We start from the raw sequence: 25193 nt of genomic DNA on the forward strand, positions 1-25193 counted from the left end.
GAGCAACCCGACCACCTCGGTCCGATCTCACGAGGCCACACCGTGCAACATGCGCAGTCCCGGCAACAGAGGTTGACCACCGTGCACCTCCGCGACACCCTGTGACGGACAACCATTCCGGGTACCACCGCGTTCGGGTACCGCCGTTCATCACCGAAAGAGTCCGCCTGTGTCCGTCGTTGCCGACCACCCCGCCGCCGTAGCCAGCACCCCGCCCCGCTCCCTGTCCTCGACGGCAGGCGTCTTCGACCGTCACGACCTGCCGCAGGACCGCGTGCACGAGCGCGTCGTGTTCTGCCAGGATCGTGACACCGGGCTGCGCGCGATCATCGCGGTCCACTCCACCGTGCTCGGTCCGGCTCTGGGCGGAACTCGCTTCTACCCCTACGCATCCGAGCAGGATGCGTTGACCGACGTCCTACGCCTGTCGCGCGGAATGACCTACAAGGCAGCCGTTGCGGGCGTCGACCTCGGCGGCGGCAAAGCTGTGATCATCGGCGACCCCACCGCGGTCAAGACCCCGACGCTGCTCAACGCATACGGCCGTTTCGTCGAATCGCTCGGCGGAACCTATGTCACGGCAGGCGATGTGGGCACCAACAGTGACGATCTCGACATCATCGCGGAAGAGACCGCACACGTCGTGGGCAAGAACACCACCGCAGGCGGCACCGGCGACAGTGGCCCGCAGACGGCACTGGGAGTTTTCCTGTCCCTGCGTGCTGCAGCCGAATCCTGCTGGGGTTCTGACGATCTGAACGGCAAGCGCATCGGAGTCGAAGGTGCAGGCAAGGTGGGATACAACCTCGTCGCCCTGCTCCGCGAGGCCGGCGCGGAGGTGCTCGTCAGCGACTCCTACGCACCCGCACTCGATCGCATCGTCGACGACTTCCCCGGAGTGCGGATCGCGTCGGACATCATCGGTGCCGATATCGACGTCTACGCACCCTGCGCCATGGGCGCGACGCTCGACGCCTCCTCGGCGGCCCGTTTGTCGGCGTCCATCGTCTGCGGCGCGGCCAACAACCAACTGCTCACCCCCGACGTCGAGGCGATGTTGGCCGCTCGCGGAATCGTCTGGGTACCCGATTACGTCGCCAACGCGGGCGGCTTGATTCAGGTGGAAGGCGAACTACGCGGAAGGGATTCGGCGCAGGTGATGGCCACCATCGGCAAGATCGGTGACACCGTTGCCGGCATCTTCGCGATCGCTCGTGCCGAGGGCATCCTGTTGGGAGCAGCGGCCGACCGTCTCGCCGAGGACCGCATCGCCGCTGCCGAGCGCTGATCGGCAGTTCGGTCCGATGCGCTCCGCTGCGGGCCGAGCGACCGGATCTCCGCGTCCTCGGCCCGCAGCGGCGCTATCGGTGCCCGCTCATCGAAGCGCGATGTACTTGGTTTCGAGGTACTCCTCGATACCCTCCGAGCCGCCCTCGCGTCCGAATCCCGATTCCTTGACGCCTCCGAACGGTGCCGCGGCGTCGGAGATCGCACCGCGATTGACTCCGACCATGCCGGTGTCGAGTGCCGCCGATACCCGCAGGGTGCGGTCGAGGTTCTCGGTGAAGAAGTACGCCACCAACCCGTACTCGGTGTCGTTCGCCGCAGCGATCGCCTCGTCCTCGGTGTCGAATCCGACGATCGCCGCGACGGGGCCGAAGATCTCGGCCCGCAACAACTGCGCATCATCGGGGATCTGGTCCAGAACCGTAGGCGCATAGAAGAATCCAGATCCTCCGAGCGTCGTACCCCCGGTGCGCACTCGCGCTCCCTTCGCCACTGCATCATCGACGAGGGCAGCCACTGATCGGCGTTGCTTGTCGTTGACGAGCGGACCGATGTCGGTGCCGTCCTGCTCCCCCGGGCCGACCGTCAGAGCTTCGATCCGGGCGGTCAACTTCGTGGTGAACTCCTCACGCACCGAGTTCGCGACGTAGAGGCGGTTGGCCGCCGTGCATGCCTCGCCGCCGTTGCGCATCTTGGCCAGCATCGCTCCGTCGACTGCGGCGTCGATATCCGCGTCGTCGAACACGATGAACGGGGCATTGCCGCCCAACTCCATCGACGTCCGTAGCAGCCGGTCGGCGGCACCGCGTACCAACAACTTTCCCACCTCGGTCGATCCGGTGAACGTGACCTTCCTGAGCCGGGGGTCCTTCATCAGCGGCCCGGTGACGGCACCGGCATCGGAGGTCGGGAGGATCGAGAGCACGCCCCTCGGCAAACCCGCGTCGGCGAAGACCTGTCCGAGGAGCAGCATCGTGAGCGGGGTGTCCTCGGCCGGTTTCACGATCACCGTGCATCCCGCGGCCAGTGCCGGCCCGATTTTGCGCGTGCCCATCGCCAACGGAAAATTCCACGGGGTGATGGCCAGTACCGGGCCGACCGGCGACTTGGTCACCAGGATTGCACCGTTGCCTGCCGGTGCCGAGGTGAACCGGCCACCGATGCGCACGGCCTCCTCGCTGAACCAGCGCAAGAATTCACCGCCGTAGTTCACTTCACCGCGGCTCTCCGCCAACGACTTTCCCATTTCGAGCGTCATCAACAGGGAGAACTCGTCTGCGCGGGCGTGCAGGAGGTCGAAGGCTCGCCGCAGGATCTCCGCTCGCACCCGTGGAGGCGTCGCCGCCCACTCGGACTGGGCCGCGGCCGCCTGATCGAGCGCGGTGATTCCGTCGGCGGCTGTCGCGTCGGCGACGGTGGTCAGTTCCTCACCGGTAGCGGGATCGAGCACGGCGAACCGGGCACCCGATGCAGACGGAGTCTGGACGCCGCCGAGCCACATGTCGGTGGGCACGGACGCGATCACATCACGAGCCAACATGTCAGAGACCCTGTCCCGCGCTGCGAAGCGCGTCTTCGAGGACGGTGAGCGCCTCATCGAGTAGTTCGTCGGAGATCACCAGAGGAGGAAGCAGTCGGATCACGTTCCCGTAGGTACCGCACGTGAGCACGATGACGCCCGCCGCGAGCGCCGCAGCCGCAACGGCTTTGGTCGCCTCGGGGTTCGGCTCGCGTCCACCCGGCAGCACGAGTTCGACGGCGAGCATGGCTCCGCGGCCGCGGACCTCACCGATGATGCCGACCTCGGCGGCCAATGCCTGCAGCCGACCGAGCACGATGCGCTCGATGTCGCGGGCGCGGGCATTGAGATCGAGTGTCTCCATCTGCTCGATGGACGCCAGTGCCGCAGCACAGGCAACGGGGTTGCCGCCGTACGTACCGCCGAGTCCACCCGGGTGCACGGCGTCGATCAGGTCGGCCCGGCCGGTGACTGCCGCCAACGGCATCCCACCCGCGATGCCCTTCGCCATCGTGATCAGGTCCGGCACGATGCCCTCGTGTTCGCTGGCAAACCAGGCCCCGGTCCTGGTGAACCCCGACTGCACCTCATCGGCGACGAACACGACATCGTTGTCTCGCGCCCATGCCACCAGGGCAGGCAGGAATCCGTCGGCAGGAACGACGAAGCCGCCTTCGCCTTGGATCGGCTCGATCACGATGGCGGCGAGATTGCCTGCGCCCACCTGCTTTTCGATCGCTGAAATCGCGCGGGCAGCAGCGTCGGCACCGGTGATCGGCGAGCCGTCGACGTTGGTGCCTTCGCGGAACGGGTAGGACATCGGGACCCGGTACACCTCCGGCGCGAAGGGGCCGAAGCCACTCTTGTACGGCATCGACTTCGAGGTCAGTGCCATCGTCAGATTGGTGCGTCCGTGATACGCGTGGTCGAACACCACGACGGCGGAGCGGCCGGTGGCGTGACGGGCGATCTTGACCGCGTTCTCGACCGCCTCGGCACCACTGTTGAACAGGACAGTGCGCTTGTCGTGGTCACCGGGTGTCAATTCGGCGAGCTTCTCGGCAACAGCGATGTAGCCCTCGTACGGGGCGATCATGAAGCAGGTATGGGTGAAGTGCGCGACCTGATCCTGCACTGCGGCAACGACGGCCGGGTTGGACGCACCGACGGTCGTCACGGCGATTCCGGCACCGAGATCGATCAACGAGTTGCCGTCCACATCCACGACGACACCGCCGTCGGCGTCGGCTACGTAGACCGGCAGTGTGGACGCCACACCGGCGCCGACGACGGCCTTGCGTCGCGCCGCCAAGGCAGTCGACGCGGGTCCGGGGAAGGCGGTGACGATCCTGCGCTCCTGCGGAAGTCGGTACTCGATCGAGGCCATGTTCGCACCTTTCGTGTGGGCTGTTCGAGCAAGTATGCGACCGCACACACCCTGGTGGGACCTGCCATTTTGTACAGCACGACGCTAGATCGGACACCATTTCGTCGATAGGGCATTACAGTGCCAGATGTGAGTGTGCAACTGTCCTGGCTGCTACGGCAGCGATCGCTTCGATTGAGTCATCGCGGCGGACCCGAGCGCAGCGCTGCTCCCATCACCTTTGCGCAGGCAACCGAGCTCACCGATCCCAGCCCCTGGCTGTCGGGCGGTGAACTGATTCTGACGACCGGACTCGGCTTCGACTCCGACGGTCCTGCCCTCGACACCTATGTCCGCACTCTCGCGGCCGCTGGTGTCGGCTGCCTCGGTTTCGGAATCGGTCTCTCGCACAGCACCATTCCCACGTACATCCTCGACGCGGCCGAGGACGTCGGGCTTCCCGTCGTGGAGGTTCCGTACGACATTCCGTTCGCTGCCGTCATTCGCGCGGTCATGAAACGCCTCTCCGAGCAGGAGTACGAGCGGGTTGTTCGCGCGGCGGCGGTACAGAACCGGATCACCAGGGCAGCATTGCACGGAGGGGTGGAGGCGATCGTCCGTGAACTCGCCGTCGCCACCTCGACGTCGGTGGCGCTGATCGGCACGCGCACCGAGTCGTTTCATCCGATGGATGCATCCGATCTCGTCGAGCAGGCGGCAGATATCGCCCGCAGCATCCGTCCGTCGTCGACACCGGCCACTGTGTCGGTCAGCGAACCCGGCCGAACCGTCAGTCTCCACTCGGTGCCGATCACCGGGAGCGGCCCGACTTTCCTCGCCATTCGCACCGCGGGCCCGATGACGGGCGTCGAGCAAATCCTGCTGGGGCATGCCGTGTCACTTGTCACGCTCGAACTCGAGAAGCCGGCGCGCCTGCGTGCCGAGCAATCCCGGCTCAACACCCTCGCACTCGGGTTGCTGCTCGACGGGCATCTGCATTCTTCGGTCGATTCGCCGCTACCGAGCTATCTCGCCGACGCGGCCGACGACGATTCGTCCATCCGGGTCGCCGTGGTCCGCGCACCGTCCGAGCGGATCATCGAGGCATTCGATGCGCAGTGTCGGCTGCGGTCGCGGCCCACCTTCGCCCGAGTCACCGACTCCGGCGGCACGCTCTTGTTGCGCGGCTCCGACGACGCCATGTTCGTGGCACAACTGATGGATTCGCTGCCGAGATCGGCCTGTGCCGGTCTCAGTTCGCGGCGACCTATCACCGAATCTCCTGTGGCCCTTCGGCAGGCCTCTCTCGCGTGCGCCGCCGCCGGGCCGAGCGATCGCATCGTAGAATTCTCCGGGTCCATGCTGTTGGCCTCGGAACCGGTACAGGAGTCGCTACGCGCCATGGCCGCCACGACCGTTGCGTTACTGGCCGACTACGACCGCGATCACAACGCCGACCTGGTGGGGTCGCTTCGGGCTTTCCTCGAGGCCAACGGGCACTGGGAAACTGCGGCGACGAACCTGTCGGTTCATCGTCACACTTTGCGAAACCGGATCACGCGGTGCGAGGAGTTGCTCGCAGTGGATTTGACGTCTGCGCGGGTGCGGGCAGAGTTGTTGCTGTCATTGCTGGCGGTGGCGGCGGCGGCGTGAGTGGAGCCTGCGAAATGAACCATCGGGGCGTGAGTGGAGCCTGCGAAATGAACCATAAGGGCGTGAGTGGGGCCTGCGGAATGAACCAGGCGGGCCTGCAGTGAGCTCTGAACCTCCCATCACCGTCGCGACTGCGAAGTCGGTTCGGCTCGGGGTGCTTCTGGCCGCCGTCGGAGGGTTCCTCGACGCCTACACCTACGTCACTCGCGGTGGCGTGTTCGCGGGCGCACAGACCGGCAATGTCGTACTGCTCGGCGTCGATATCGCAGGTGGGCGGTGGACCGAGGCGCTCGCGTTCGTGCCGCCGTTGACTGCGTTCGTGTTGGGCGTCGCTACAGCGGAGTTCATCGCGTTGCCCGAGGTGGCGAAGATCGTGCGGCGGCCGGTTCGCGCCGTTCTCGTGGTCGAGATACTCGTGGTTCTGGCCGTCGGATTTCTTCCGGCCACCGTGCCCGATGCCCTCGTCTCGGTGATTCTCGCGCATGTGGCCGGCGTTCAGGTGACCACTTTTCGCGTGCTGGTGGATTCGCCGTTCAACACCACGATGACGACCGGGAACCTCCGCAGCATGTCGATGGCGGCGTTTCATCGAGTCGTGGACGGCGATCGTGAGGAGGGGACGCGGGCGAGAAGATTCGGTGCGGTGATCGCTGGTTTCCTCGGCGGGGCGCTGCTGGGGGCGGTGGCCGTCGAGTTGTTCGGCCTTCGGGCGATCTGGGTGGTCGCGGTGATGCTGATCTTTGCTCTGGCACTGTTCGTGTTCGACGAGCGCCGTCCACAGTCACCGCCACCGAAAAGCTAGTCGCCCAATCGAAGTGGGGCGATGGACTCGAATACGTCGCCCGGTCCGGGATTGTCTTCTGCCGATGTCCCTCCCAGATGGTGTACGACGCCCCACACCGCGTTCAGTGCGGTGTGAATGGCACCTTCGGCCCAGCCTGCGGTCCAGGAGATGTCGTCACCGGCCAGAAATATCCCCCGGTGCCGTGGGTCGAGTTCGTGTTGCACGAAGTGGGTGAACAGTCTTTCCTGGTATCGGTAGTGCCCTGGCAGGTTCGCTTTGAAGGCTCCCATGAAGTCGCGTTCGGTTTCCCAGGACAACGTCACCGGGGTCGAGATGATGTGGCTGCGGAAATCGACGCCGGGATAGATCTCCTCGAGCGAACGCAGCATGATGTTCATGCGCTCGGTCGGGTCGAGGGCCAGCAGCTTGAGCGAATCGTCGGACCAGGTGTAGGACAGGCAGATCAGTCCGGGCTTGCCTTCGCCTTGGTCGAGTAGGTAGGTGCCTCGGCTCATGCGATCGGTCAGCGTCATGCTGACCAGGTCTCGCCCGGTGACCGGGTCCTTGTCCTTCCAGAACGGCCGATCGACGAGGGCGAACACTTTGGTCGACCCCATGTAGTGGGTGCGTTCGATGGCGGTCCAGTGATCGATGGGAAACAGGTCGTCGTCACATCTGATGTTACTGAGCAGCATCCAACTCTGCGCAGTCACGACGGCAGCAGGGTAGGTCCGAATGTTGCCGCGGTCGTCGTGGATCGTGGTGCCGCCGTCGGTCCGCCTGATCTCGGTGACCCGGGACATGGTGGTGCCGCCGTTCAGTGAGGCCACCGACGTGCCGGCCGGCCAGTGCGCCATGTCCTCGGGCGAGCGAGTCCACAGTCGCATCGGCAGTTGCTGTGAGCCGCCCACGATTCCACGATGATGGTCGTCTGCCGCGGTGCTGACGACACGAAGGATCTCGAGAATGGAGTTGGGATAGTCGGTGTCCCATCCGCCCGTTCCGAAACCGACCTGACCGAACACCTCTCGCATCCGAAACGACGAGAAGTGCTCGGACGCAGCGAGGAACCCGTAGAAGGTCTGATCGTCGAACTTCACGATCAGCTCGTTCCAGATTCGCTTGATCTCGCCGACGTCCCTTCGGCGAATGGCGCGCTGAAGCGGAATCAGCTCTGCGTGTTCTTCGAGCGTCCTGTTCCACGCGTTCGCCACGTCTGCGAATATCGGCGGTAGATCGTCGAGCTTCTGCGCGTAGTGACTCTCGCCTTTGAGGTCGATGACCGTACTGGGAGTCACCTCGGCGAGCGGGTTGGGAAACGGCGTCGTGTCCAGCCCGACTGCATCGAGGTAGTGGAACAGTGCGGTCGACGACGGCGGAAATCGCATCGCACCCATCTCGGCGACCACGCCCGGATGCCCTTCGAACGGTACCGAGCGCATCCGTCCCCCGATCCGATCGGATTCGTACACAACGGGTTCGAGGCCGAGCCGGAGCAATTCGTGGGCGACGACCATGCCCGCGAGACCACCGCCGATCACGGCGACCCGAGTGCCGAGGGCGGCGTCGGGGACGCGTCCGAGACCGTCCGGGTGCGCGAGGTACTCGTCGTATGCGAACGGGAAGTCCGGTCCGAACATCGTCAAGGGCTGCTCGTCCTCGGATGCGATGGAGCTGTCCGGGGTGACGGGTGTGGTCATCGGTCGGTCTCCTGCTCGGCCCGCGAGGGTCCGGTCGGGTGGACAACGGTGCGGTAGAGATCCGGTCGGCGGTCGGCGAGATGGGTGTTGACCGCGCGTGATCGAGCGAGTTCGCTCGGATCGAGCTCCACCGTGAGTAGTTCCTCGTGCGCGCCTGCTCGTGCTACGTCGTGTCCGCTGGGCCCGACGGCACAGCTGCGCCCGCAATAGGTCAGGCTCGTCTCCGTTCCGCAGCGGTTGACGTAGGTGATGAACAGCTGACTTTCGTAGGCCCGCGTCGGGACGAGATGGGTGGCGATGATGTCGAACGGGGTCATCAGGCCGGTCGGGACGATCAACCATTGCGTTCCGGCGTCGGCGTGCGCCCGCACTGCTTCGGGGAATTCGACGTCGTAGCAGGTGAGTAGTCCGCAGCGCAGTCCGCCGAAATCGAACTGCACCAGCAAATCCGGGCCAGGAGCGAAGTGGGCGCGGTCGAGCTCACCGAACAGGTGCGTCTTCCGGTAGTGCGCCCGTGGTCGTCCGGATGCATCGACGACCTGCACGGCATTGAACACCGATTCTCCGCTGCGCTCGGGGTATCCGTATGCGATTGCCACGCTGCGGGTTCGCGCGATCTCGGCGACGCGCTGAAAGATCGGACCGTCGGCCGGCTCCGCTCGCTCGAGCACCAGTTCACCGATGTCGTAGCCGCTGACCGACATCTCGGGCGTGACGAGGATGGACGCGCCCGCTCGTGCCGCCTCTGCCGCGGCGGCGTCGATGGCGGCGAGGTTGACCTCGACATCGCCGGAGTGTTCGGGCCCCTGATACAGGGACACGGTAACCGTCATCTCGACAACTCCTGTTTCCTGTTGTGCAACTCCTCGGGCAGGGCCGGTGCCAGTACCCACAACACCCGTGCACCGCCGGCGCTGTCGCTGCGAAAACTGTGCGGCCGTCGCGGTGAGAACGTGAATGCATCGCCCGCACCGAGCACGATGTCGTCCCCGCCGAAGGTCCCGTCTGGCTCGGCTTCGAAGGTCACTCTGATTTCGCCGGACAGCACGTGTACGAACGTGACGTCCAACGGCAGGGTGTACGACTCCACGCCACTGCCGCCACCCTCCTCGATATCTCCCAGCAACACCTGGACCCGACGCTCGCCCACCGGTGTCAGCAGATACTCCGTCATCGCCTCACCGCCGAACACGATGCGCGGCAACGACTGTGCGCGCACCACTTCGCCCGCCGGGGCATCGTCGAACAGGGAACCCACCGGGACGTCGAGCGCAGCACACACCCGCACCAACGACGCGACCGAGGCGTTCACCTGATCGCGCTCGAGCTTGGACAGGTACCCCTTGCTCACCCCACAGGTGTCGGCGAGCGCGTCGAGTGTCAGTCGCTTCTTCTGCCGCGCCTCCTTGAGCCGCGCACCGATCCGTGGCGCGTCGTTCTCGACCGACGTAGCAACAGACACCGTTCTCGCCTCTCAGGAAACTCGTGTTGACAAGATCGTGCATCAGAGTAACGCTTGCCGAGTGAACTGGTCGACTCGACGGTCACCGGACTCCGCTCTCTCGAAAAGGATTTGTCGATGAACCCGAGCAATCCCGAGCACACCCCGATCGGTCCGGTCGATGCCACCAAGGTTCCTCGTTACGCCGAGCCCACCACGTTCGCTCGCCTTCCGCGGCTCGACGAGGTCTCCCGCGCCGACGTCACCATCCTCGGCGTCCCGTTCGATTCCGGGGTGAGCTACCGGCCCGGCGCGCGTTTCGGCCCCGGGCACATCCGGGCAGCGTCGAAACTGTTGCGGCCCTACAATCCTGCGCTACAGGTCTCACCCTTCGCCCGCCAACAGGTAGCTGATTTCGGAGACATCGGGGTCAACCCGTTCGACATCACCGAGGCACTGACCACCGTGCACGACGCGGTGACCGACCTGCGTGCAGACGGTTCCTCGGTCCTGACGCTCGGCGGCGACCACACCATCGCACTGCCGATTCTGCGTTCGCTCGCGCGCGACCACGGACCGGTGGCTGTGTTGCACTTCGACGCTCACCTCGACACGTGGGACACCTATTTCGGTGCGCCGTACACGCACGGCACACCGTTCCGCCGCGCCAGCGAGGAAGGCCTCATCGATCTGGAGCGCTCACAGCACATCGGCATTCGCGGACCCCTCTACAGCGAGCAGGACCTCGAGGACGATCGCGTGCTCGGCTTCCAGGTGATCCGATCCGACGACTACGAGGTCGACGGCGTGGCCAGCATCGTCGAACGGATGCGTCGACGTCTCGACGGCGGTCCGGTCTACGTCTCGGTCGACATCGACGTCCTCGACCCCGCGCATGCACCGGGCACCGGCACTCCGGAGGCAGGCGGGATGACCTCCCGCGAACTGTTGAACACGCTGCGAGGACTCGTCGGCCTGAACGTGGTCGGTGCCGACATCGTGGAAGTGGCACCCGCATACGACCATGCCGAGATAACGGGGATCGCGGCGGCTCACGTCGCCTACGAGCTCCTTTCGGTACTGGCCCTCAACCGCTGACGACGGTCCCTGCGGTCACCGCCGCGGCAACACCAGGATCGGCACCGGTGAATGACGGATGATCTTGGTCGCTCGTGATCCGAGAAACACGCGGGCGATGGGGCCGAGCGGGCCGGACGAACCGATGGCCAACACTTCACCGTCCTGCCACTGCGCCTCGTCGAGGGCCTCGCGCCAACTGCGCCCCGAGGCCAGTTCCGTCGTCACTCGGTCGGCCGAGAGCCCCACTCCCACTGCATCTTCCACCGCAGCTGTGAGCGCTTCGGTCAGCCCTCGCGAGAGCTCCGCGGCAACATCGTCCTCGGCTCGCAGTCCCACTTCGGGTGGGTACATCGTCGCTCCGCGCACGACGAACGACGCCAATCGCAGTGGAATTCCGGCATCCCTTGCCAACTCCGCTGTCGGCCCCACGACGCGCGAGGCCTCGCTGTCACCGGAGAACGCGCAGGTGATCCGGGTCAGAGTCGCGCGGTTGCGCACCCGGTAGCCACGCGGAGCGAGGGCGACGGTCACCGGCGAGGAGTGCAGGAGTTTGTCCGCGGTCGAACCCACGACAACCTGCCCCAGCGCCCCGTCCCCCGATGACCCGAGCACCAGCACCGAAGCAGGCACGCTCTCTGCTGCTTCGGTCAGTGCCGTCGACACCGAGCGGTGTGCGAGGCGATGGAACGACGCGGCGATATCGGGTGCGCGATCGGCGAGGAATCGACGTGCCTTCGCCTCCGACTCGGCGGCCGTCGCCGCAGCCCAGTCCGAGAACTCGGCGTCGACACGGGCCATCGACGGCGTCGACCACGGTTTGGGCACCACGGTCGCGACATCGATGGTCGTTCCCGAGGATCGCGCCAACTGAGCGCCGAGATCGAGTGCGCCGACGCTTCCTTTGCCCGGCGCGAAGGCGATCAAGATGCTCATCGCGCCTGCTTTCCAGCCGATCGGAGCGCCGAGTGATGCCTACCCCACAGGAGATAGAACGCGAGAACCACGGCAAGCCACAGCCCGAACCAGAACCAGGTCGTCCATCGCAGACCGGACAGGATGTACACACAGGCGGCGACCGAGAGCACCGGGGTCACCGGATACCCGGGCACCTTGAAGGGACGCTCGAGGTTCGGCATGGTGCGACGAAGGACGATCACTCCGATCGCCACGACGATGAATGCGACGAGGGTGCCGATCGACACGAGGTCGGCGAGTTTGTCGAGAGGGATGAACGCAGCGAGAATCGAGATGATCACGGCAACGACGATCGTGTTGTTCACCGGCGTGTGAGTGCGGGGGCTGACTGTGGCGAAGGCTTTGGGCAACATGCCATCTCGGCCCATGGCGAAGAGAATGCGAGTCTGCCCGTACATCGTCACCAGGGTCACCGAGAAGATCGAGATCACCGCTCCCGCGGCCAGGATCGTCGCCGGCCAAGCCCGCCCGGTGACATTGCGAAGGATCTCGGCCAAACCGGCTTCCTCCTGGCCCGCAAAGGCGGTCCACGGCTGAGTGCCGAGAGCGGCCACAGCAACGACGAGGTAGAAGACGATGACGACGACGAGGGCCGCAATGATGGCTCGCGGCATCGTCTTCTGCGGATTCTTCACCTCGTCGCCCGCTGTCGACACCGCGTCGAGACCGATGAACGAGAAGAAGATGGTGCCCGCAGCGGCGGTGACACCTGCCGCCCCCAGCGGCATGAAGTCGGAGAAGTTGCCCGAATCGAAGGCGCTGAATCCGACGACCGCGAACAGCGCGAGTACGCCTAGCTTGATGACGACCATGACCGCATTGACGGCCGCGGACTCACTGGCACCGCGTATGAGCAGCACGGCGCACAACACGATCAGCACCACGGCCGGTAGGTTCATCACGCCCGGATCGGTGTCTCCCGGCGCGGCGGACAGTGCGTGCGGGATGGAGAACCCGAAGAGGTTGTCGAGAAGCTCGTTGAGATAGCCGCTCCACCCCACGGCGACGGCGGCGCTCGATACCCCGTACTCGAGCAACAGGCAGGCTGCGACCCCCATTGCGACGACCTCGCCCATCGTCACATAGGCGTAGGAATAGGTCGAGCCCGACACCGGCACCGCCGAGGCCATTTCGGCGTAGCAGATGGCGGCGAGACCGGCAGCGATGCCCGCCGCCAGGAACGAGAGGACCACCGCGGGACCGGCTTCGGGAACAGCGAGCGAGAGCACGAAGAAGATGCCGGTGCCGATGGTGGCACCTACTCCGAACATCGTGAGCTGGAAGGTACCGATGGTCCGCTCGAGTCCACCACTGGTGTGCTGGTCGGGATCGGCGATCGGCTTCTTGCGCAGCAGCTGCGATCTCAGGCCTGGTGCGGGTCTGTTCGACGAGGTCATGCAGGCGACTCCCAACGTGGAGACGAACGTGCGGATCGGCTGATTGTGCTCCCAGATAGTGCCTCTCGCATACCGAACACGCCGCCCGGTGTGATCGTGCGTGTCCCGGACAGGGTCGGGAGCGGCGCACTGTCGTCTGCCCACACCGTTTTCTGCCCACGCTGTCGTCCGCTCACGCTGTTGCCTACCATTGACCTTCAGTCGGATTGGAGATGCGAGAACACATGGCCACACAGCGGGACGAGGGACCGCTCGGCACGGTCGCTGCGCTGGCCGCATCGGACGCAGGCGGACTCGACGTCGCACTTCTCGGCAACTTTCTGGACGTTCTCGCCGAAGCAGTCGATGCTGGTGTTCCGTTGAGCCGCAAGCAACTACGCGAATTTCGCGGGCAGGGCGATACTGCTGCTCGTGCAGGCGTCGCGTTGCGCGCGTTGCTCGACCTGTATCTGAGCTCGGCATGGCGGCTGTGGCGGGAATTGCCCGCGGTGCAGGCCGCTGCCGAGGATCCTGCCGGCGTCGTCACCGCGGGTGAGGTGATGCTGCGTGCGGTCGACGATGCGGTTGCCGAACTCGCCGAGGGCTTTCAGCTCGCCCGCCGAACTCTCGTGCGGGCCGAGGTACTCGCCCGCCGCGAGTTCGTCGACGATCTACTCTCCGGCACCGCCGACATCGCCGGGGTACTCGAGCGCGCTCGGACCTTCGGGTTGGACCTGTCGAGTCCGCACGCGGTGGCGGTGGTGACCTCGACCACGCCCTTCACCGATGCCAGCTCCGCCATCGGCGTCGTCGAGCGCAGCGTGCAAGGCAGCAAGGGCGACGCCGAATTGCTCGTCACGACCAAGCGGGACCAGTTGATCCTGGTGTTCCCCGCACCCGATCGCGAGGCCGTCGAGCATGTGCTCACTCGGGCCGGACGTGCACTGGGAACGCTTCCTCGCACACCAGGCGAATCGGTGGATCTACGGCGCAAGGGTGAATACGGCAGGGCTCAGCTCGGCCTCGGTCGCGCTCGAAGCGGGGCGGTGGGCGTGGCTGCGTCCTATCGAGAAGCGCTCGACGCGCTCGACCTGGCCTCCTCGCTCGGACTCGACACACCGGTGGTCGACGCCCGCGATCTGCTCGTCTATCGAGTGCTGATCAGTGATCGCGCCGCCATCGCCGATCTGGTCGACACGCTGCTGACTCCGTTGCTCGCTGCCCGCGGTGGTCCCGGTCCATTGTTGGAGACACTGCAGGTGTACTTCGACACGGGCGCGAATTCCGCGTCCACCGCGCGTCGCATGCATCTGTCGGTGCGAGCAGTGACGTACAGACTGTCGCGAATCGAAGAGCTGACCGGTCAGGATGTCGGCAATCCCGTCGAGGCCTTCGCGCTGCACACGGCCGTGATCGGAGCGTTGCTGATCGGCTGGCCGAGCAACCGCCGGGGTACGTAACCCCTTCCGCGCGCCGAACTTGCCGCAAACCGGCAATGGAATGCGACATAACATGTCCGTATAACGACCCTGCCTGCAGGAAACTCGACAGTCACACTGGAGTAGTCGCAGGAGTCAAGCCTGCACGACGAACGACAATGTAAGGAGCGTGTGCCAGATGGCAGCGACACAGAAGCTCGGCAGCACAGTCACCAGTGAGGGCGTCAGCTGATGAGCGTCCCGTTGTGGGCATGGGCGGCATTCGGTGCCGTCGTCCTGATCCTGCTGGCAATCGACCTGCTTGCGCACCGCGGTGCACACATCATCGGCTTCAAGGAGGCCGCCTGGTGGAGCGCTCTGTGGGTCGGTGTGGCCATCGTCTTCGGCATCGTCGTGTTCTTCACGTTGGGCACCACTGCCGGCGTCGAATACACCACGGCATGGTTGTTGGAGAAGAGCCTGTCCGTGGACAATCTCTTCGTCTTCGCACTGATCTTCGGATACTTCAAGGTTCCCCGTGAGTACCAGCACCGGGTGTTGTTCTTCGGTGTCATCGGTGCCCTCGTGTTCCGGGCGATCTTCCTGGCCGCAGGTGTGGCCATCGTCAGCAAGTTCGCCGCAGTTCTGTTCGTCTTCGCAGCCATCCTGCTCTACAGCGCCTGGAAGCTGCTGAAGGACGAGGAAGAGTCGTACGATCCGAGCACATCGGTCGCGGTTCGACTGCTTCGCAAGATCGTGCCCGTCCGTGACGAGTACGCCGGAACCAAGTTCTTCGTCAAGGAGGCCGGCAAGCGCGTGGCAACGCCACTGCTCGCCGTGGTCGTGGCCATCGAAGCCGCGGACCTGGTCTTCGCAGTCGACAGCGTCCCTGCGGTTCTGGCGGTGACCGACGATGCGTTCATCGTCTACTCGTCCAACGCCTTCGCCATCCTCGGCCTGCGCGCCCTGTACTTCCTGCTCGCAGGACTGCTCGAGAAGTTCCACTACCTGTCCAAGGGACTCGCGATCATCCTCGCGTTCATCGGTGTGAAGCTCATCCTGCAGGCCGGACACAAGGTGATCAGCACCTCGATCCCCGAAATTCCGTCCTTGGTCAGCCTGGTGGTCATCATCACCGTCCTGGCCGGTTCGATAATCCTCAGCCTGAAGAATCCGCCACCCGAGGACGAGGACGCCGACCCGATCGAGGAAGTCGCAGCCGACAGCCCGATCGTCGACCCGACGGAGGGAACGTCCTCGGCCGGTACCACGTCGACGACCTCGGGTACCGATCACTCGAGGCTCGACAAGTCCTGATCCGACACCACTCGTGCCCCGCCGATTCGATTCGGCGGGGCATGTTTGTGTTCTGCGGCCTCGGGGCAATCGGTGATCATGGCTGAAAAGAACTCGTACACCGTTCCCGGACTCACCTCGGACAAAGGCGCACGCGTCGCCGAAATCCTGCAGGACCGTCTGAACGCATACAACGACCTGCACTTGACGCTCAAGCACATTCACTGGAACGTCGTCGGACCCAACTTCATCGCGGTTCACGAGATGCTCGACCCGCAGGTCGAAGCAGTTCGCGGGTTCGCCGACGACGTCGCCGAGCGCATCGCAACGCTGGGCTCCTCGGCCAAGGGCACGCCTGGCACCATCGTTTCCGAACGCTCGTGGGACGACTACTCGATCGGCCGAGCTACCGCCATCGAGCACCTCGGCGCTCTCGATCTGGTCTACACCGGCGTCATCGAGACCACCCGGAAGAACATCGCGGAGGTCGGCGAGATCGACCCCATCACCGAGGACATGCTCATCGGCCAGAGCGCTCAGCTCGAGCTCTTCCACTGGTTCGTCCGTGCGCACCTGGAGAACTCCGGTGGTCAGCTGTCCACCACCAATGCCTCCAGCGAAGTGAACGCGGCAACGCAAGCCGGCTAGAACGTCACACCGCTGAGCGACCTCGCCCTCACAGGCGAGGTCGCTGCTGTTTCGAAGCCCTACCCGAGTTCGAAGCCCCCTCGGTGTCAGTCAGTCAGTCAGTCAGTCAGTCAGTCTGACGGCCGGGCCTCGTGACCGGCGCGGCCGTGCGATCGACGCCGCTCCTTCATCTCGGCCTCGAATACATGCCGACGTCCGTCCATCAACTCGTCCCGAACCGCTCGTTCGTGCTCGCGCAGCGGACCCCAGTACCCGTCGTCGAATTCCTCGACGAGCTGGAACGTCCAGCGTCCCTGCGCAATGTTCCTACCGATCATGTCCTCGTCGATCCGCTGCGCAATGGCGTCGTGACCGGCCTCGGACAAGGCCCCGACGGCCTCGCCGAGCAGCAGGTCCGAGTGACCCATCAATTGATGGAACGAATAGAGGTGGCCACGGGCGCGCTCGACGCATTCGAGCGCCTCGGACACCTTCCCGGCGGCGGCCACGGTGGCATCGTTCACGCCACTGGGACGTCGATGTTCGGGCGCGGGCATGTGCTGTGCATCGGTCTGCGAATCCATGGCGGCGGGTTACCCGTATCACACCTGAACAACCCGCATTTCGATGATTGACGCCTTCGCAGACGGGTATAGCTGCTCGTGGACACAGAGAACAATCGACTTCGAGGAGTTCGCATGGCTGATTTCATCGACAAGGCAAAGCACAAGGCAGAAGAGCTCGTGGGTGACGCCAAGGAAAAGGTCGGCCACAAGACCGACAACGACGATCTTGCTGCCGAAGGCGCAAAGGATCAGGCATCGGGCAAGACCAAGCAGGTCGGCGACGACATCTCTGATACCGCCAGCGACATCAAGGACAAGTTCACCAACTGATCTGTCCGGTCGATCTGTCCAGACCCCGCGCCCAGGCTCAGCAGCCGTACAAGGGTGCGGGGTCGGTTCGTGTCAGGCCATCGGCGCAACGCCAGACCGGTCAGACAGGTGCAACCGGAAGCGGCATCGGACGGCCGAACAGCCAGCCCTGGCCCATGGTTGCGCCGAGTGCCACCGCGCGGCGAAGATGCCGACGGGTCTCGATCCCCTCGGCCAGCAGGACTGCGTCGCTCGTCTGCAGATACGAACGCACCTGACGCATCGCAGCGCGCGTCCGGTACGGCGACCGAACGATCGACGAATCGAGTTTGACGATGTCCGGTGCCACCGCGTCCAGCAGCCGCAATGTTGCCGGGGTAGCGCCCACATCGTCCATGGCGACCGCCATTCCGCGATCGCGCGCTCCTCGAACCAGCGCCATCAACAGCGGGACGTTCCGGTCGAGATCACGCTCGGTGATCTCGAGAACGACATCCAGATCGTCTCCGATGGCATCGAGGTGCGCCCCGACATCGCGTTCGTCGACGAAACAGCCCGGTTCGATGTTGAGAAAGAACCGGACCCGACGCGCGTACGCGCGCTCGCGCGCTGCCCGCAACGCAGCGGCTCGGCATGCCACATCCACGCGTCCGACCATGCCTCGCTCACGGGCGAGGGCGAATACGTCCTCGGGGAGCGCAAGGCTCGGCGACGGCCATCTGGCCAGCGCCTCGTACCCGACGACATTCCCGGTCGACAGCTCGACGACCGGCTGGAACATCGCAGCAACGGACTCGACCGAATCGAGCGCCGCCGACGCTGCCAGCACCGCACCGTCCGGAACGGTCATAGCCGTCGCTCGTCGACCGGGGCTCGACGTGCTTCGAGACGGTCGGCGATCAGGGCAGCATGCAATCGGCGAAGTCCGGACGGCTTCATCGGATCGAGTCCGGTGAGCTGTTCCACCCGCTTGAGTCGGTAGTCGACAGTATTGGGATGCACGGTCAGCCAGGTCGCCGTCTTCTTCCGATTGGAGTCCGAATCGACGAACGCGTGCAATGTCGGCAGCAGGTCGACCGAGTCACGCAACGGATCGATCAACGTCACGAGGTGCTTGCGCCCCAAGCCTGGCCTGCTCACTTGGTACTCGAACACCAGGTCCGCCATCCGATAGGTTCCCGGTGCGTACCGCAGCCGTCGAACGAGACTGAGCAGTTCGTACAAGTGCGGAGCAGTGACGGCGATGTCGTCGACCGCGGCCGAACCGGTGGTCGCCGTGACCGCAACCTGTGACGCCTCGGCCAGCCGCTCCACCAACTCCTCGACGTCCACTCCTGAGACAGCGGGCATCAGTACGGTTCCACCGTTGGTGCTGATCGAGGCGATCGGGGCCGAGACCCCGTCGTACGTCGCAAGCGCCGCATGAATCCGGCGCAACTTTCTCGCCGCCATCATCGCACCGTCGCCGCGCCTGCCGCCTTCGTCGGCATGCGGCGGGAAGTGCAGTGCGACCACGTGATAGTCCTCGGCGAGCAACGTTCCCATTCGATCGGCGATCTTGCGAGCCGTGCCGTCTCCGGTGAGCAGCGCATCGAGCAGCTCGGCGTCGTGACGGGGGCCGTTCTGCGTCAGTGTGCGAAATTCTGCCAGGTAGGCGTCGGATACGGATTCGGTGACGACGTCGAGGAGTTCCATGATCAATACGGTTCCATCGACCACCGGCGCGCTCGAATTCTCCTCCACGACCTGCACCCCGTTGCGCAGTCCCGATGCGCAGCCCTCGTTGATCGCATGCTGGATGCGTCCGAGCGGCACTCCGTCGCGGGCCCAGCGGGTGGCCGCGTCGCGAAAGATGTCCATCGCACCCGGGATGGGCAGCCGACCGGATTCGAGGACTCCCGCCGCCAGTTCACAACAGGTCGTCGTCATGTCGTCGAGTTCTCCGCGGGCACAGTCGCGCGGCGGCGGAGTGTCCTCGGGTTCCCCGATGTACTGATCCAACATCCGCGCTGCCGTCTCGCGCGGCGTGCGCAGTCGGTCCGACGCACGACGCCCCCCGGCGTAACCCTCGTGCGAAACGTGCACACTCTCCGTCGCGGTCACCCGACCCACCCCTCGAACTCGAAACCTGCACCAGGTCTGTGTCAACTCCGGTTCGATGCCCGCTGTGCTCAGCATCGGACCATGTCCGTCGCTCGACTGCCTCCCGTGCCGGTCGACCGAACGGGTGAGCAGACCCACTGATCGTAGAACTCAAATCAAACCTGCGGATTGTTTTGCGCAATATATCCGGCAGTACATCCGCAATTTCACGTGAGGCACGCCACTTTGTGACCTTGCCTCACGATTGGCACTCCCGGTGCAGGCAAATTCCAAACGCCGGACAGAGGGCCCCAAACGACGCAAAAGCGCGCCTACCGTACCGACTTGTCCAAGCAACCTCGTCGAAAGTCAGGCTCAATGACCACTACTCGGTCCACCTTCAGCGCAACGAGAAAGGCAACCACGGTGCGCGCTGCGATGATCGCGGCAATGGCGTGCTCACTTGCTCTCGGTACCGGGGTTGCGGCCCATGCCCAGCCCGTCACCGAACCCAGTCCGCCCGCCACCATCCAGGGTGACGAGGTCATTCCGCCCGAGCCGACCGAGGCGTCGCCCAAGGCCACTGACCAAGGTATCGAGCCTCCGAGCATCGATTCCGCCGCTCCTGCGACCAGCACCTACGATCCGAAGGCCGAGACGAAGGGGTACGGACCGGTCTTTACCAACTTCATCGCCGGCTTCCTTTACAGCATCGTGAACCCGGATGTCGCGCCGCAGGGTGCCAACGACTGGAATTGCAAGCCGTCCGCAGCTCACCCGCGTCCCGTCGTTCTGCTGCACGGCACCTGGGAGAACGCATTCAACAACTTCTCGCGCATGTCGCCCGCCCTGAAGAAGGAGGGCTACTGCATCTTCGCGCTGAACTACGGTGACACGGACTCCAGCGCCATCGGTCACCTCAAATCGCTTCGCGGCACCGACTCCGTCGCCTCGAGCGCCAAGGAAATTGCGACCTACATCGACGCTGTGCGCGCCGCCACCGGGTCCGCTCAGGTCGACATCGTCGGTCACTCGCAGGGTGGACTCGTCACCCGTCAGTACCTTCGCTTCGAGGGCGGTGCCAACCCGGCCGACCCGTCGCAGAACAAGGTCAACACCGTTGTGAGCGTCGCCGGGTCCAACCACGGCACCACCCTCGTCGGCATCGGCACCCTGGGTCGTACCATCAACAACCTCGGCCTGAACGTGCTCGGCGTCGTCGGTGCCATCGCAGGCCCTGCCGCCTCGGACCAGGTCATCGACTCGCCACTGGTCAAGGCATTGGCCGTCGGCGGTGACACCGACCCCGGTATCAACTACACCGTGATCGGCACCAAGTACGACGAGGTCGTCACCCCGTACAAGACGACGTTCCTCACCGCGGGCCCCGGTGCCACGGTCAAGAACGTCACCCTGCAGGACGGTTGCGGAATCGACCTGTCGGACCACCTGTCGATCTCCGTCTCGCCTCGCGCGATCGGAATCGTGAAGAACGCACTCGATCCGAAGGGCTTCCCCTCGCGGAAGATCCCGTGCACGTTCAACTCCCCCATCACCGGCGGATGATCCGACCCGCCCACTAGCGGCGGATCGTCATCGGTAAGGCTCTACCCCAGTGAGGGCGATCGGCACAACTGCCGGTCGCCCTCACTGCTGTCCGGGCTCAGGTGCCGGTGCGGCGAATCCCCGCACCGTCGAACTCGACGAGGCCGCGGGCCGCAAAGGCATCGAGCCATCCGATCATCGGCCACCGCCCCCATCGGTGGAAGAACGTGCGCGCGTTGAGCACGATGTCGTCGATATGCTCCACCGGCGGATCCGACACCGGATGGAACTGGTGGTAGGCGTGCGCCCCGCCCACCCACCGCAACCCGATTCCCGACGCCTCCGCGGTGGCTGCGAAGTCGGTGTCCTCACCGCCGTAGCCGGTGTAGGCCTCGCAGAAGCCACCGAGTTCGCTCCAGGCCGCACTGTCGATCGCGAAGGACAGCGACCAGAACAGATCGAAGTTCTCGCCGAACTCCACGGTTCCGACCGGCGGATTCGGGCGCGCCGGGTGCGGGGCGGTCAGCAGAGCCAGAGCCGCACCCTCGGTGCCGACGTCCGCATCCTTCAAGTAAGTCACCGGACCGCAGAGCAGGGCGCGCCGGTTGCCAAGTGTCGTTGCAGCGCAGTGGTACCGCTCGATCAACTCCGGGCCGGGAATGCAGTCGACGTCGAGAAACACCAGCAACTCGGCACCGCGCTCGACAGCTGCTGCAGCACCGATGTTGCGGGCCCGCGCCAACGGCAGCGGATTCTCCGCAGGCATCTCGACACACACTGCACGCGAACCGGACCGGGCGAGGACATCGGCAATGTCGTTGTCGCCCATGGACACCACGACGTGCTCGGCCGGTTCCACCGTGGAGTTCTGCAGGCCGCGCACCTGAGCGGCGAGGTGATCGTGTCGGCCCGAGACCACGGTGACCGCGATGACCTTCACGGCCGAGTCCGTCGAGGCGCGGACTGTTCGATGGCCAGGGCCGCTCGTGCAGGTGCGCCCCCGGTCTGCAATGCGGCCCATCGGTGGCCACCGAGTTCGAGTGCACGGGTGGCCGCGCTGCACCAGTGGGCGACGGACGGCCACTCGTCGAGCACATCGGCGACAGCGCGGTGAGCCAACGCCCGCCCGGTGGCGTCCTGCTCACCGAAGGGCCGAGACTGTGGCACCACGATGGCCGGCGCGCACGACGCGGCGAGATCGGCGACGGCATTCTGCCCGGCATGCGTCACGACGAGTGCCGCGGTGCACAACAGCGGCCAGACATCGTCCACCCAGTCGCCGCCCGCGACCCCGAGTGCGCGAAACTCGAAGCGGGCGTCCACCGCTGACCACGAGGCCACCAGATCGCGGGTCAACGAGGTACCGCCCGCCGCCCCCAGAACCACGACAGTATCTCCCGTGCGCTCCCCTGTTCGCTCGCGATCGGCGAATCGGCTGATCGAGCCCGAGAACGTGATCTTGTCGGCGTATGGGCGCAGCCAGACCGGATCGTAGACCTGCCGCGACCAGGGCGCGATGATATGGGTCGCCGCCCGGTACGCCAGGGCGTGGACAGGATCCGACCGCTCCCCCGGTATGGCCATGACGATGACCCGAACACCCATCAGACGCAGAAACATCGCTACTTCCACCGAGACGTCGACCACCACAGCCGACGGTCTCTCACGGGTCACCCACTGCGCGATGACGGCCATTCGGTCGGTCAATCCGTCCACATCGTGGGGAGCCCAGTGCAGCAGACCGTCCGCCGAACTGTTCTGCGCTGCCGAATCTTCCGCGAACTCGTTCACATCGATCGGTAGCTCGATCCACTCGGACGCGGCATGGCGCGCCGGCCGCGAGCGCGAGGACAGAACGGTCATCGACTGCGCCATCGAACGGGCGATCGCATCGGCGCGGGTGATGTGACCGACGCCGTGGTGGTGCGCGTAATAGCCGATCATGCGATCGCGAGGCGCTCGTCGATCGGGTCGACGGACGCCTCGAGCGTCGAGCGGTACAGGGCCTCGTACTCGTCGACCATTCGATCCATCGAACACATCTGCTCGGCTCTGGCTCTGACGTCTCGCCGGTTCAGGGCGGCCGCTCGCGGAATTGCCTCGGCCAGGCCGTGGACGTCGTCTGCCGGGACGAGGACGGCCGAGGAACCATCGACGATCTCTGGTATCCCGCCCCTGGCGAAGGCTGCAACGGGCGTGCCGCACGCCAGTGCTTCGGCCACCACCAATCCGTACGGCTCCGACCACACGGGCGTGACCAGGGCGACCTCGGCGCCGGCCACCAACGCCGCCAAGGCAGGCTGATCGAGGTGCCCGGCGTAGCGAATGTCGTTGTCGAGCAGGGGTTCGATCACCTCACGGTAGTAGACCTCGTCGCTCAGCGGGCCCGCGAAGACCAGCTCGCGTCCCGCTTCCTTCGCGGCGGCGATCGCCAGGTGCAGCCCCTTCTCCGGAACGACCCGGCCGGACCAGGCCACGTAGTCACCGCCGGTGCCGAAAGGCCACTGCTCCAGGGAGATCCCGTTTCGTACGACCACCGTGTCAGTGGTCACCCCGGCCCATTGCGAGGCCGCGAACTCACTGACAGCAGCAAAGGTATTGGCACCGGCAGGGGCCAACGCGACGGCCGATTCCAGCCATGCGAACGGCGGGGTGTGCAGGGTTGTCACCATCGGCATCGACAACGTCGAGGACATCGCCAGCGGCAGGTAGTGCAGGCTGTGGTTGTGCACTATGTCGAACGAACCCGACAGTGCCCCGGCCAGTTCCATCATGACCGCCAGGTAGGCGTGGTGTTCGCGAACAGCGGTCGGAGTGATCGTGAGATCTGCGATGGCGATGGGTGTCAGATCCAAGGTGCGGACCGGCAGCAACGTGGCGTCCAGGTCTACGCTCGAGCCGTCCGCTGCGAACAAGCTCACCCGGTGGCCACGCTCGGTGAGCGCCCGCACCAGGTTGTAGACGTGTGCTTCCAGACCGCCCGCGAACGGCTGAGCCACCGGAAAGTTCGATGACGCCAGCACCGCGATGCGAAGTGGGTTCTCGTTCAACGCATCTCCTGTATCACTGTCGAGTAGATTGCTGCATGCTCTGCTGCGATCGTTCGTCTTTGCCGTTCTCGGACGGCAGGGTCGAGGGCGGGCGTTCGATTCTCGTACGATGCCCGGACGGCAGCGACGAGCCCGGACGCATCGACGTGCTCGATTCCCATACCGAAGCTGTGCACCGGCCCCTGGTCGGCATAGAAGCCGCAGTCCGAGGCAACCACGGAGGTACCGAGATCCCGGCACGCCTCGAGCCAGCCGGAGTGTGTGCCGAATCGATACGGCAGTATCGACACATCGATCTCGGAGAGATAGTCCCAGAGCGCATCGTCGCCGAAGCGAGGGTGCACCCGCACGTCGACGTCGGCAAACGTCCTGTAGTCGAGCAGTTTTGCGCCGATGACGGGGTTGTGCCAATGGCTCTGCCGATCGAACACGTCCTGATCGATATCGAGTCGAACCGTCGCGTCCGGCAGTGATCTCGCGGCATCGATCACCGCGTCCATCACCGCCATCGGGTCCATGTTGGCCCGTAGATTCTTGGCGTGGACACCGATGACGAACGAGTCCGATTGCGGCCGCCGACTTTTCATCCTCTCGAGCGGTACCACATGCGGATGGCCGATCACCGTAGCGCGCACACCCCACCGTTCTTCGATCCTGGCGGCCGCCCCCGCGGTCAGGGTGACAACCGCGTCGGCCCCGCGGACCAGAACATCCAATTGCCGCAGGTGAGCGGTGTTGTCGGCGATATGGGGATTGTGCAGATCGTGAACGGTCAGCACCAGCGCCTGCCGATGGGCGCGCAGGTGTTCCACCGTGCGTGCAAGTTCTTCGGGAGCGAAGGACTCGAACCCGAAATGCACGTGTAGAACGTCGAACTGGACCTCGGTCTGCTCGGCGAGCCAGTGGGCATCGAGCAGTCGCGGTGGCCACCACTGCCCTGGTACATCCACGCGGGCGGGCACCGGGTCGGGCAGCACCACGACCGAATCGTGGTTCGGCAGCTCGTTCGCGCCGTCGCCGGGCACCGGTTGCAGGTGCCGGACATAGGCGTGCGAGGACGGAACCGATGCAACACCGATCATGACTTCCTTCGGGTACAGACAAGCCGATCGTGCCTGG

At 65.2% G+C, this 25193-nt stretch carries 23 protein-coding genes; 9 read left to right on the forward strand and 14 right to left on the reverse strand.

All coding sequences use genetic code 11. The features are described 5' to 3' along the window. Positions 1–169: 169 nt before the first annotated feature. Positions 170–1288 carry a Glu/Leu/Phe/Val family dehydrogenase gene (locus tag ACOQFP_RS02285; RefSeq protein WP_421583311.1) on the forward strand — a complete coding sequence of 373 codons (1119 nt, stop codon included), beginning with the start codon at positions 170–172 and terminating at the stop codon, positions 1286–1288. A gap of 87 nt (positions 1289–1375) precedes the next feature. On the opposite strand, the gene ACOQFP_RS02290 is transcribed toward ACOQFP_RS02285, so the two are convergent. Together ACOQFP_RS02290 and gabT are read right to left on the reverse strand one after the other, a co-directional pair. Then, positions 1376–2827, reverse strand: a complete 1452-nt coding sequence (locus ACOQFP_RS02290) for an NAD-dependent succinate-semialdehyde dehydrogenase (RefSeq protein ID WP_421583312.1) — start codon at positions 2825–2827, stop codon at positions 1376–1378. Between the two features lies 1 nt (position 2828). Beyond that, a complete protein-coding gene (gene gabT, locus ACOQFP_RS02295) occupies positions 2829–4193 on the reverse strand; it encodes a 4-aminobutyrate--2-oxoglutarate transaminase (RefSeq protein ID WP_206491932.1) in 1365 nt (454 codons plus the stop codon). 129 nt (positions 4194–4322) lie between these two features. Here gabT and ACOQFP_RS02300 point away from each other — a divergent pair, with 129 nt between their 5' ends. Next, on the forward strand, positions 4323–5825 hold the full coding sequence (locus ACOQFP_RS02300) for a PucR family transcriptional regulator (RefSeq protein ID WP_421583313.1): 1503 nt from the start codon (positions 4323–4325) through the stop codon (positions 5823–5825). 100 nt (positions 5826–5925) lie between these two features. After that, the gene (locus ACOQFP_RS02305) at positions 5926–6627 is read left to right on the forward strand and encodes a YoaK family protein (RefSeq protein WP_421583314.1); all 702 of its coding nucleotides are present in this window, start codon (positions 5926–5928) and stop codon (positions 6625–6627) included. On the opposite strand, the gene ACOQFP_RS02310 is transcribed toward ACOQFP_RS02305, so the two are convergent. The 3 genes from ACOQFP_RS02310 to ACOQFP_RS02320 are packed head-to-tail and all read right to left on the reverse strand — an operon-like array spanning position 6624 to position 9771. Further along, a complete protein-coding gene (locus ACOQFP_RS02310) occupies positions 6624–8309 on the reverse strand; it encodes a flavin monoamine oxidase family protein (protein ID WP_421583315.1) in 1686 nt (561 codons plus the stop codon). The two genes, ACOQFP_RS02305 and ACOQFP_RS02310, sit on opposite strands and share 4 nt — an antisense overlap. Next, positions 8306–9142 carry a carbon-nitrogen hydrolase family protein gene (locus ACOQFP_RS02315; protein ID WP_421583316.1) on the reverse strand — a complete coding sequence of 279 codons (837 nt, stop codon included), beginning with the start codon at positions 9140–9142 and terminating at the stop codon, positions 8306–8308. Before ACOQFP_RS02315 ends, ACOQFP_RS02310 begins: the two co-directional genes overlap by 4 nt. Then, complete coding sequence (locus tag ACOQFP_RS02320; protein ID WP_421583317.1) at positions 9139–9771, reverse strand: helix-turn-helix domain-containing protein; 633 nt, start codon at positions 9769–9771, stop codon at positions 9139–9141. The genes ACOQFP_RS02315 and ACOQFP_RS02320 overlap by 4 nt, the downstream gene beginning before the upstream one ends. A gap of 117 nt (positions 9772–9888) precedes the next feature. Here ACOQFP_RS02320 and speB point away from each other — a divergent pair, with 117 nt between their 5' ends. Continuing rightward, positions 9889–10848 carry an agmatinase gene (speB, locus tag ACOQFP_RS02325; RefSeq protein WP_421583318.1) on the forward strand — a complete coding sequence of 320 codons (960 nt, stop codon included), beginning with the start codon at positions 9889–9891 and terminating at the stop codon, positions 10846–10848. 15 nt (positions 10849–10863) lie between these two features. Here the strand turns inward: speB and ACOQFP_RS02330 are convergent, their stop codons facing one another. Together ACOQFP_RS02330 and ACOQFP_RS02335 are read right to left on the reverse strand one after the other, a co-directional pair. Next, on the reverse strand, positions 10864–11763 hold the full coding sequence (locus ACOQFP_RS02330; protein ID WP_206491939.1) for a universal stress protein: 900 nt from the start codon (positions 11761–11763) through the stop codon (positions 10864–10866). Beyond that, a complete protein-coding gene (locus ACOQFP_RS02335) occupies positions 11760–13202 on the reverse strand; it encodes an amino acid permease (protein WP_341245036.1) in 1443 nt (480 codons plus the stop codon). Before ACOQFP_RS02335 ends, ACOQFP_RS02330 begins: the two co-directional genes overlap by 4 nt. Before the next feature lie 224 nt (positions 13203–13426). On the opposite strand from ACOQFP_RS02335, the gene ACOQFP_RS02340 reads away from it, so the two are divergent. From ACOQFP_RS02340 to ACOQFP_RS02350, 3 genes are all read left to right on the forward strand, one after another. Continuing rightward, entirely contained in the window at positions 13427–14641 is a 1215-nt protein-coding gene (locus ACOQFP_RS02340; RefSeq protein WP_421583319.1) for a PucR family transcriptional regulator, read from the forward strand. 210 nt (positions 14642–14851) lie between these two features. Then, positions 14852–15916: a TerC family protein gene (locus ACOQFP_RS02345; protein ID WP_341244504.1), complete on the forward strand. Its 1065-nt coding sequence runs from the start codon at positions 14852–14854 to the stop codon at positions 15914–15916. A gap of 78 nt (positions 15917–15994) precedes the next feature. Further along, positions 15995–16543 carry a Dps family protein gene (locus ACOQFP_RS02350; RefSeq protein WP_421583320.1) on the forward strand — a complete coding sequence of 183 codons (549 nt, stop codon included), beginning with the start codon at positions 15995–15997 and terminating at the stop codon, positions 16541–16543. A 110-nt stretch (positions 16544–16653) separates the two neighbouring features. Here the strand turns inward: ACOQFP_RS02350 and ACOQFP_RS02355 are convergent, their stop codons facing one another. Next, positions 16654–17106 carry a hypothetical protein gene (locus ACOQFP_RS02355; protein ID WP_206491944.1) on the reverse strand — a complete coding sequence of 151 codons (453 nt, stop codon included), beginning with the start codon at positions 17104–17106 and terminating at the stop codon, positions 16654–16656. A 114-nt stretch (positions 17107–17220) separates the two neighbouring features. On the opposite strand from ACOQFP_RS02355, the gene ACOQFP_RS02360 reads away from it, so the two are divergent. Continuing rightward, a complete protein-coding gene (locus ACOQFP_RS02360) occupies positions 17221–17418 on the forward strand; it encodes a CsbD family protein (RefSeq protein WP_206491945.1) in 198 nt (65 codons plus the stop codon). A 100-nt stretch (positions 17419–17518) separates the two neighbouring features. Here the strand turns inward: ACOQFP_RS02360 and ACOQFP_RS02365 are convergent, their stop codons facing one another. Both ACOQFP_RS02365 and ACOQFP_RS02370 read right to left on the reverse strand, forming a co-directional pair. Further along, positions 17519–18247: an EAL domain-containing protein gene (locus tag ACOQFP_RS02365; RefSeq protein ID WP_307830903.1), complete on the reverse strand. Its 729-nt coding sequence runs from the start codon at positions 18245–18247 to the stop codon at positions 17519–17521. Then, positions 18244–19500 (reverse strand): PucR family transcriptional regulator, encoded by a 1257-nt coding sequence (locus ACOQFP_RS02370; RefSeq protein ID WP_421583321.1) that lies wholly within the window; start codon positions 19498–19500, stop codon positions 18244–18246. The genes ACOQFP_RS02365 and ACOQFP_RS02370 overlap by 4 nt, the downstream gene beginning before the upstream one ends. Positions 19501–19857: 357 nt before the next feature. Here ACOQFP_RS02370 and ACOQFP_RS02375 point away from each other — a divergent pair, with 357 nt between their 5' ends. Further along, positions 19858–21045, forward strand: coding sequence for an esterase/lipase family protein (locus tag ACOQFP_RS02375; protein ID WP_206491947.1), 1188 nt, complete (start codon positions 19858–19860; stop codon positions 21043–21045). 97 nt (positions 21046–21142) lie between these two features. Here ACOQFP_RS02375 and ACOQFP_RS02380 read toward each other — a convergent pair whose 3' ends face one another. The 4 genes from ACOQFP_RS02380 to ACOQFP_RS02395 are packed head-to-tail and all read right to left on the reverse strand — an operon-like array spanning position 21143 to position 25156. Beyond that, positions 21143–21964, reverse strand: a complete 822-nt coding sequence (locus ACOQFP_RS02380; RefSeq protein WP_421583322.1) for a glycosyltransferase family 2 protein — start codon at positions 21962–21964, stop codon at positions 21143–21145. Then, a complete protein-coding gene (locus ACOQFP_RS02385; RefSeq protein WP_206492290.1) occupies positions 21961–22968 on the reverse strand; it encodes a glycosyltransferase in 1008 nt (335 codons plus the stop codon). Before ACOQFP_RS02385 ends, ACOQFP_RS02380 begins: the two co-directional genes overlap by 4 nt. Next, the gene (locus ACOQFP_RS02390; protein WP_421583323.1) at positions 22965–24074 is read right to left on the reverse strand and encodes a glycosyltransferase; all 1110 of its coding nucleotides are present in this window, start codon (positions 24072–24074) and stop codon (positions 22965–22967) included. Before ACOQFP_RS02390 ends, ACOQFP_RS02385 begins: the two co-directional genes overlap by 4 nt. Beyond that, positions 24071–25156: a hypothetical protein gene (locus tag ACOQFP_RS02395; RefSeq protein WP_421583324.1), complete on the reverse strand. Its 1086-nt coding sequence runs from the start codon at positions 25154–25156 to the stop codon at positions 24071–24073. The genes ACOQFP_RS02390 and ACOQFP_RS02395 overlap by 4 nt, the downstream gene beginning before the upstream one ends. Between the last annotated feature and the right edge of the window lie 37 nt (positions 25157–25193).

The sequence above is a fragment of the Rhodococcus sp. MALMAid1271 genome, assembly GCF_049195265.1.
Lineage (GTDB): Bacteria > Actinomycetota > Actinomycetes > Mycobacteriales > Mycobacteriaceae > Rhodococcoides.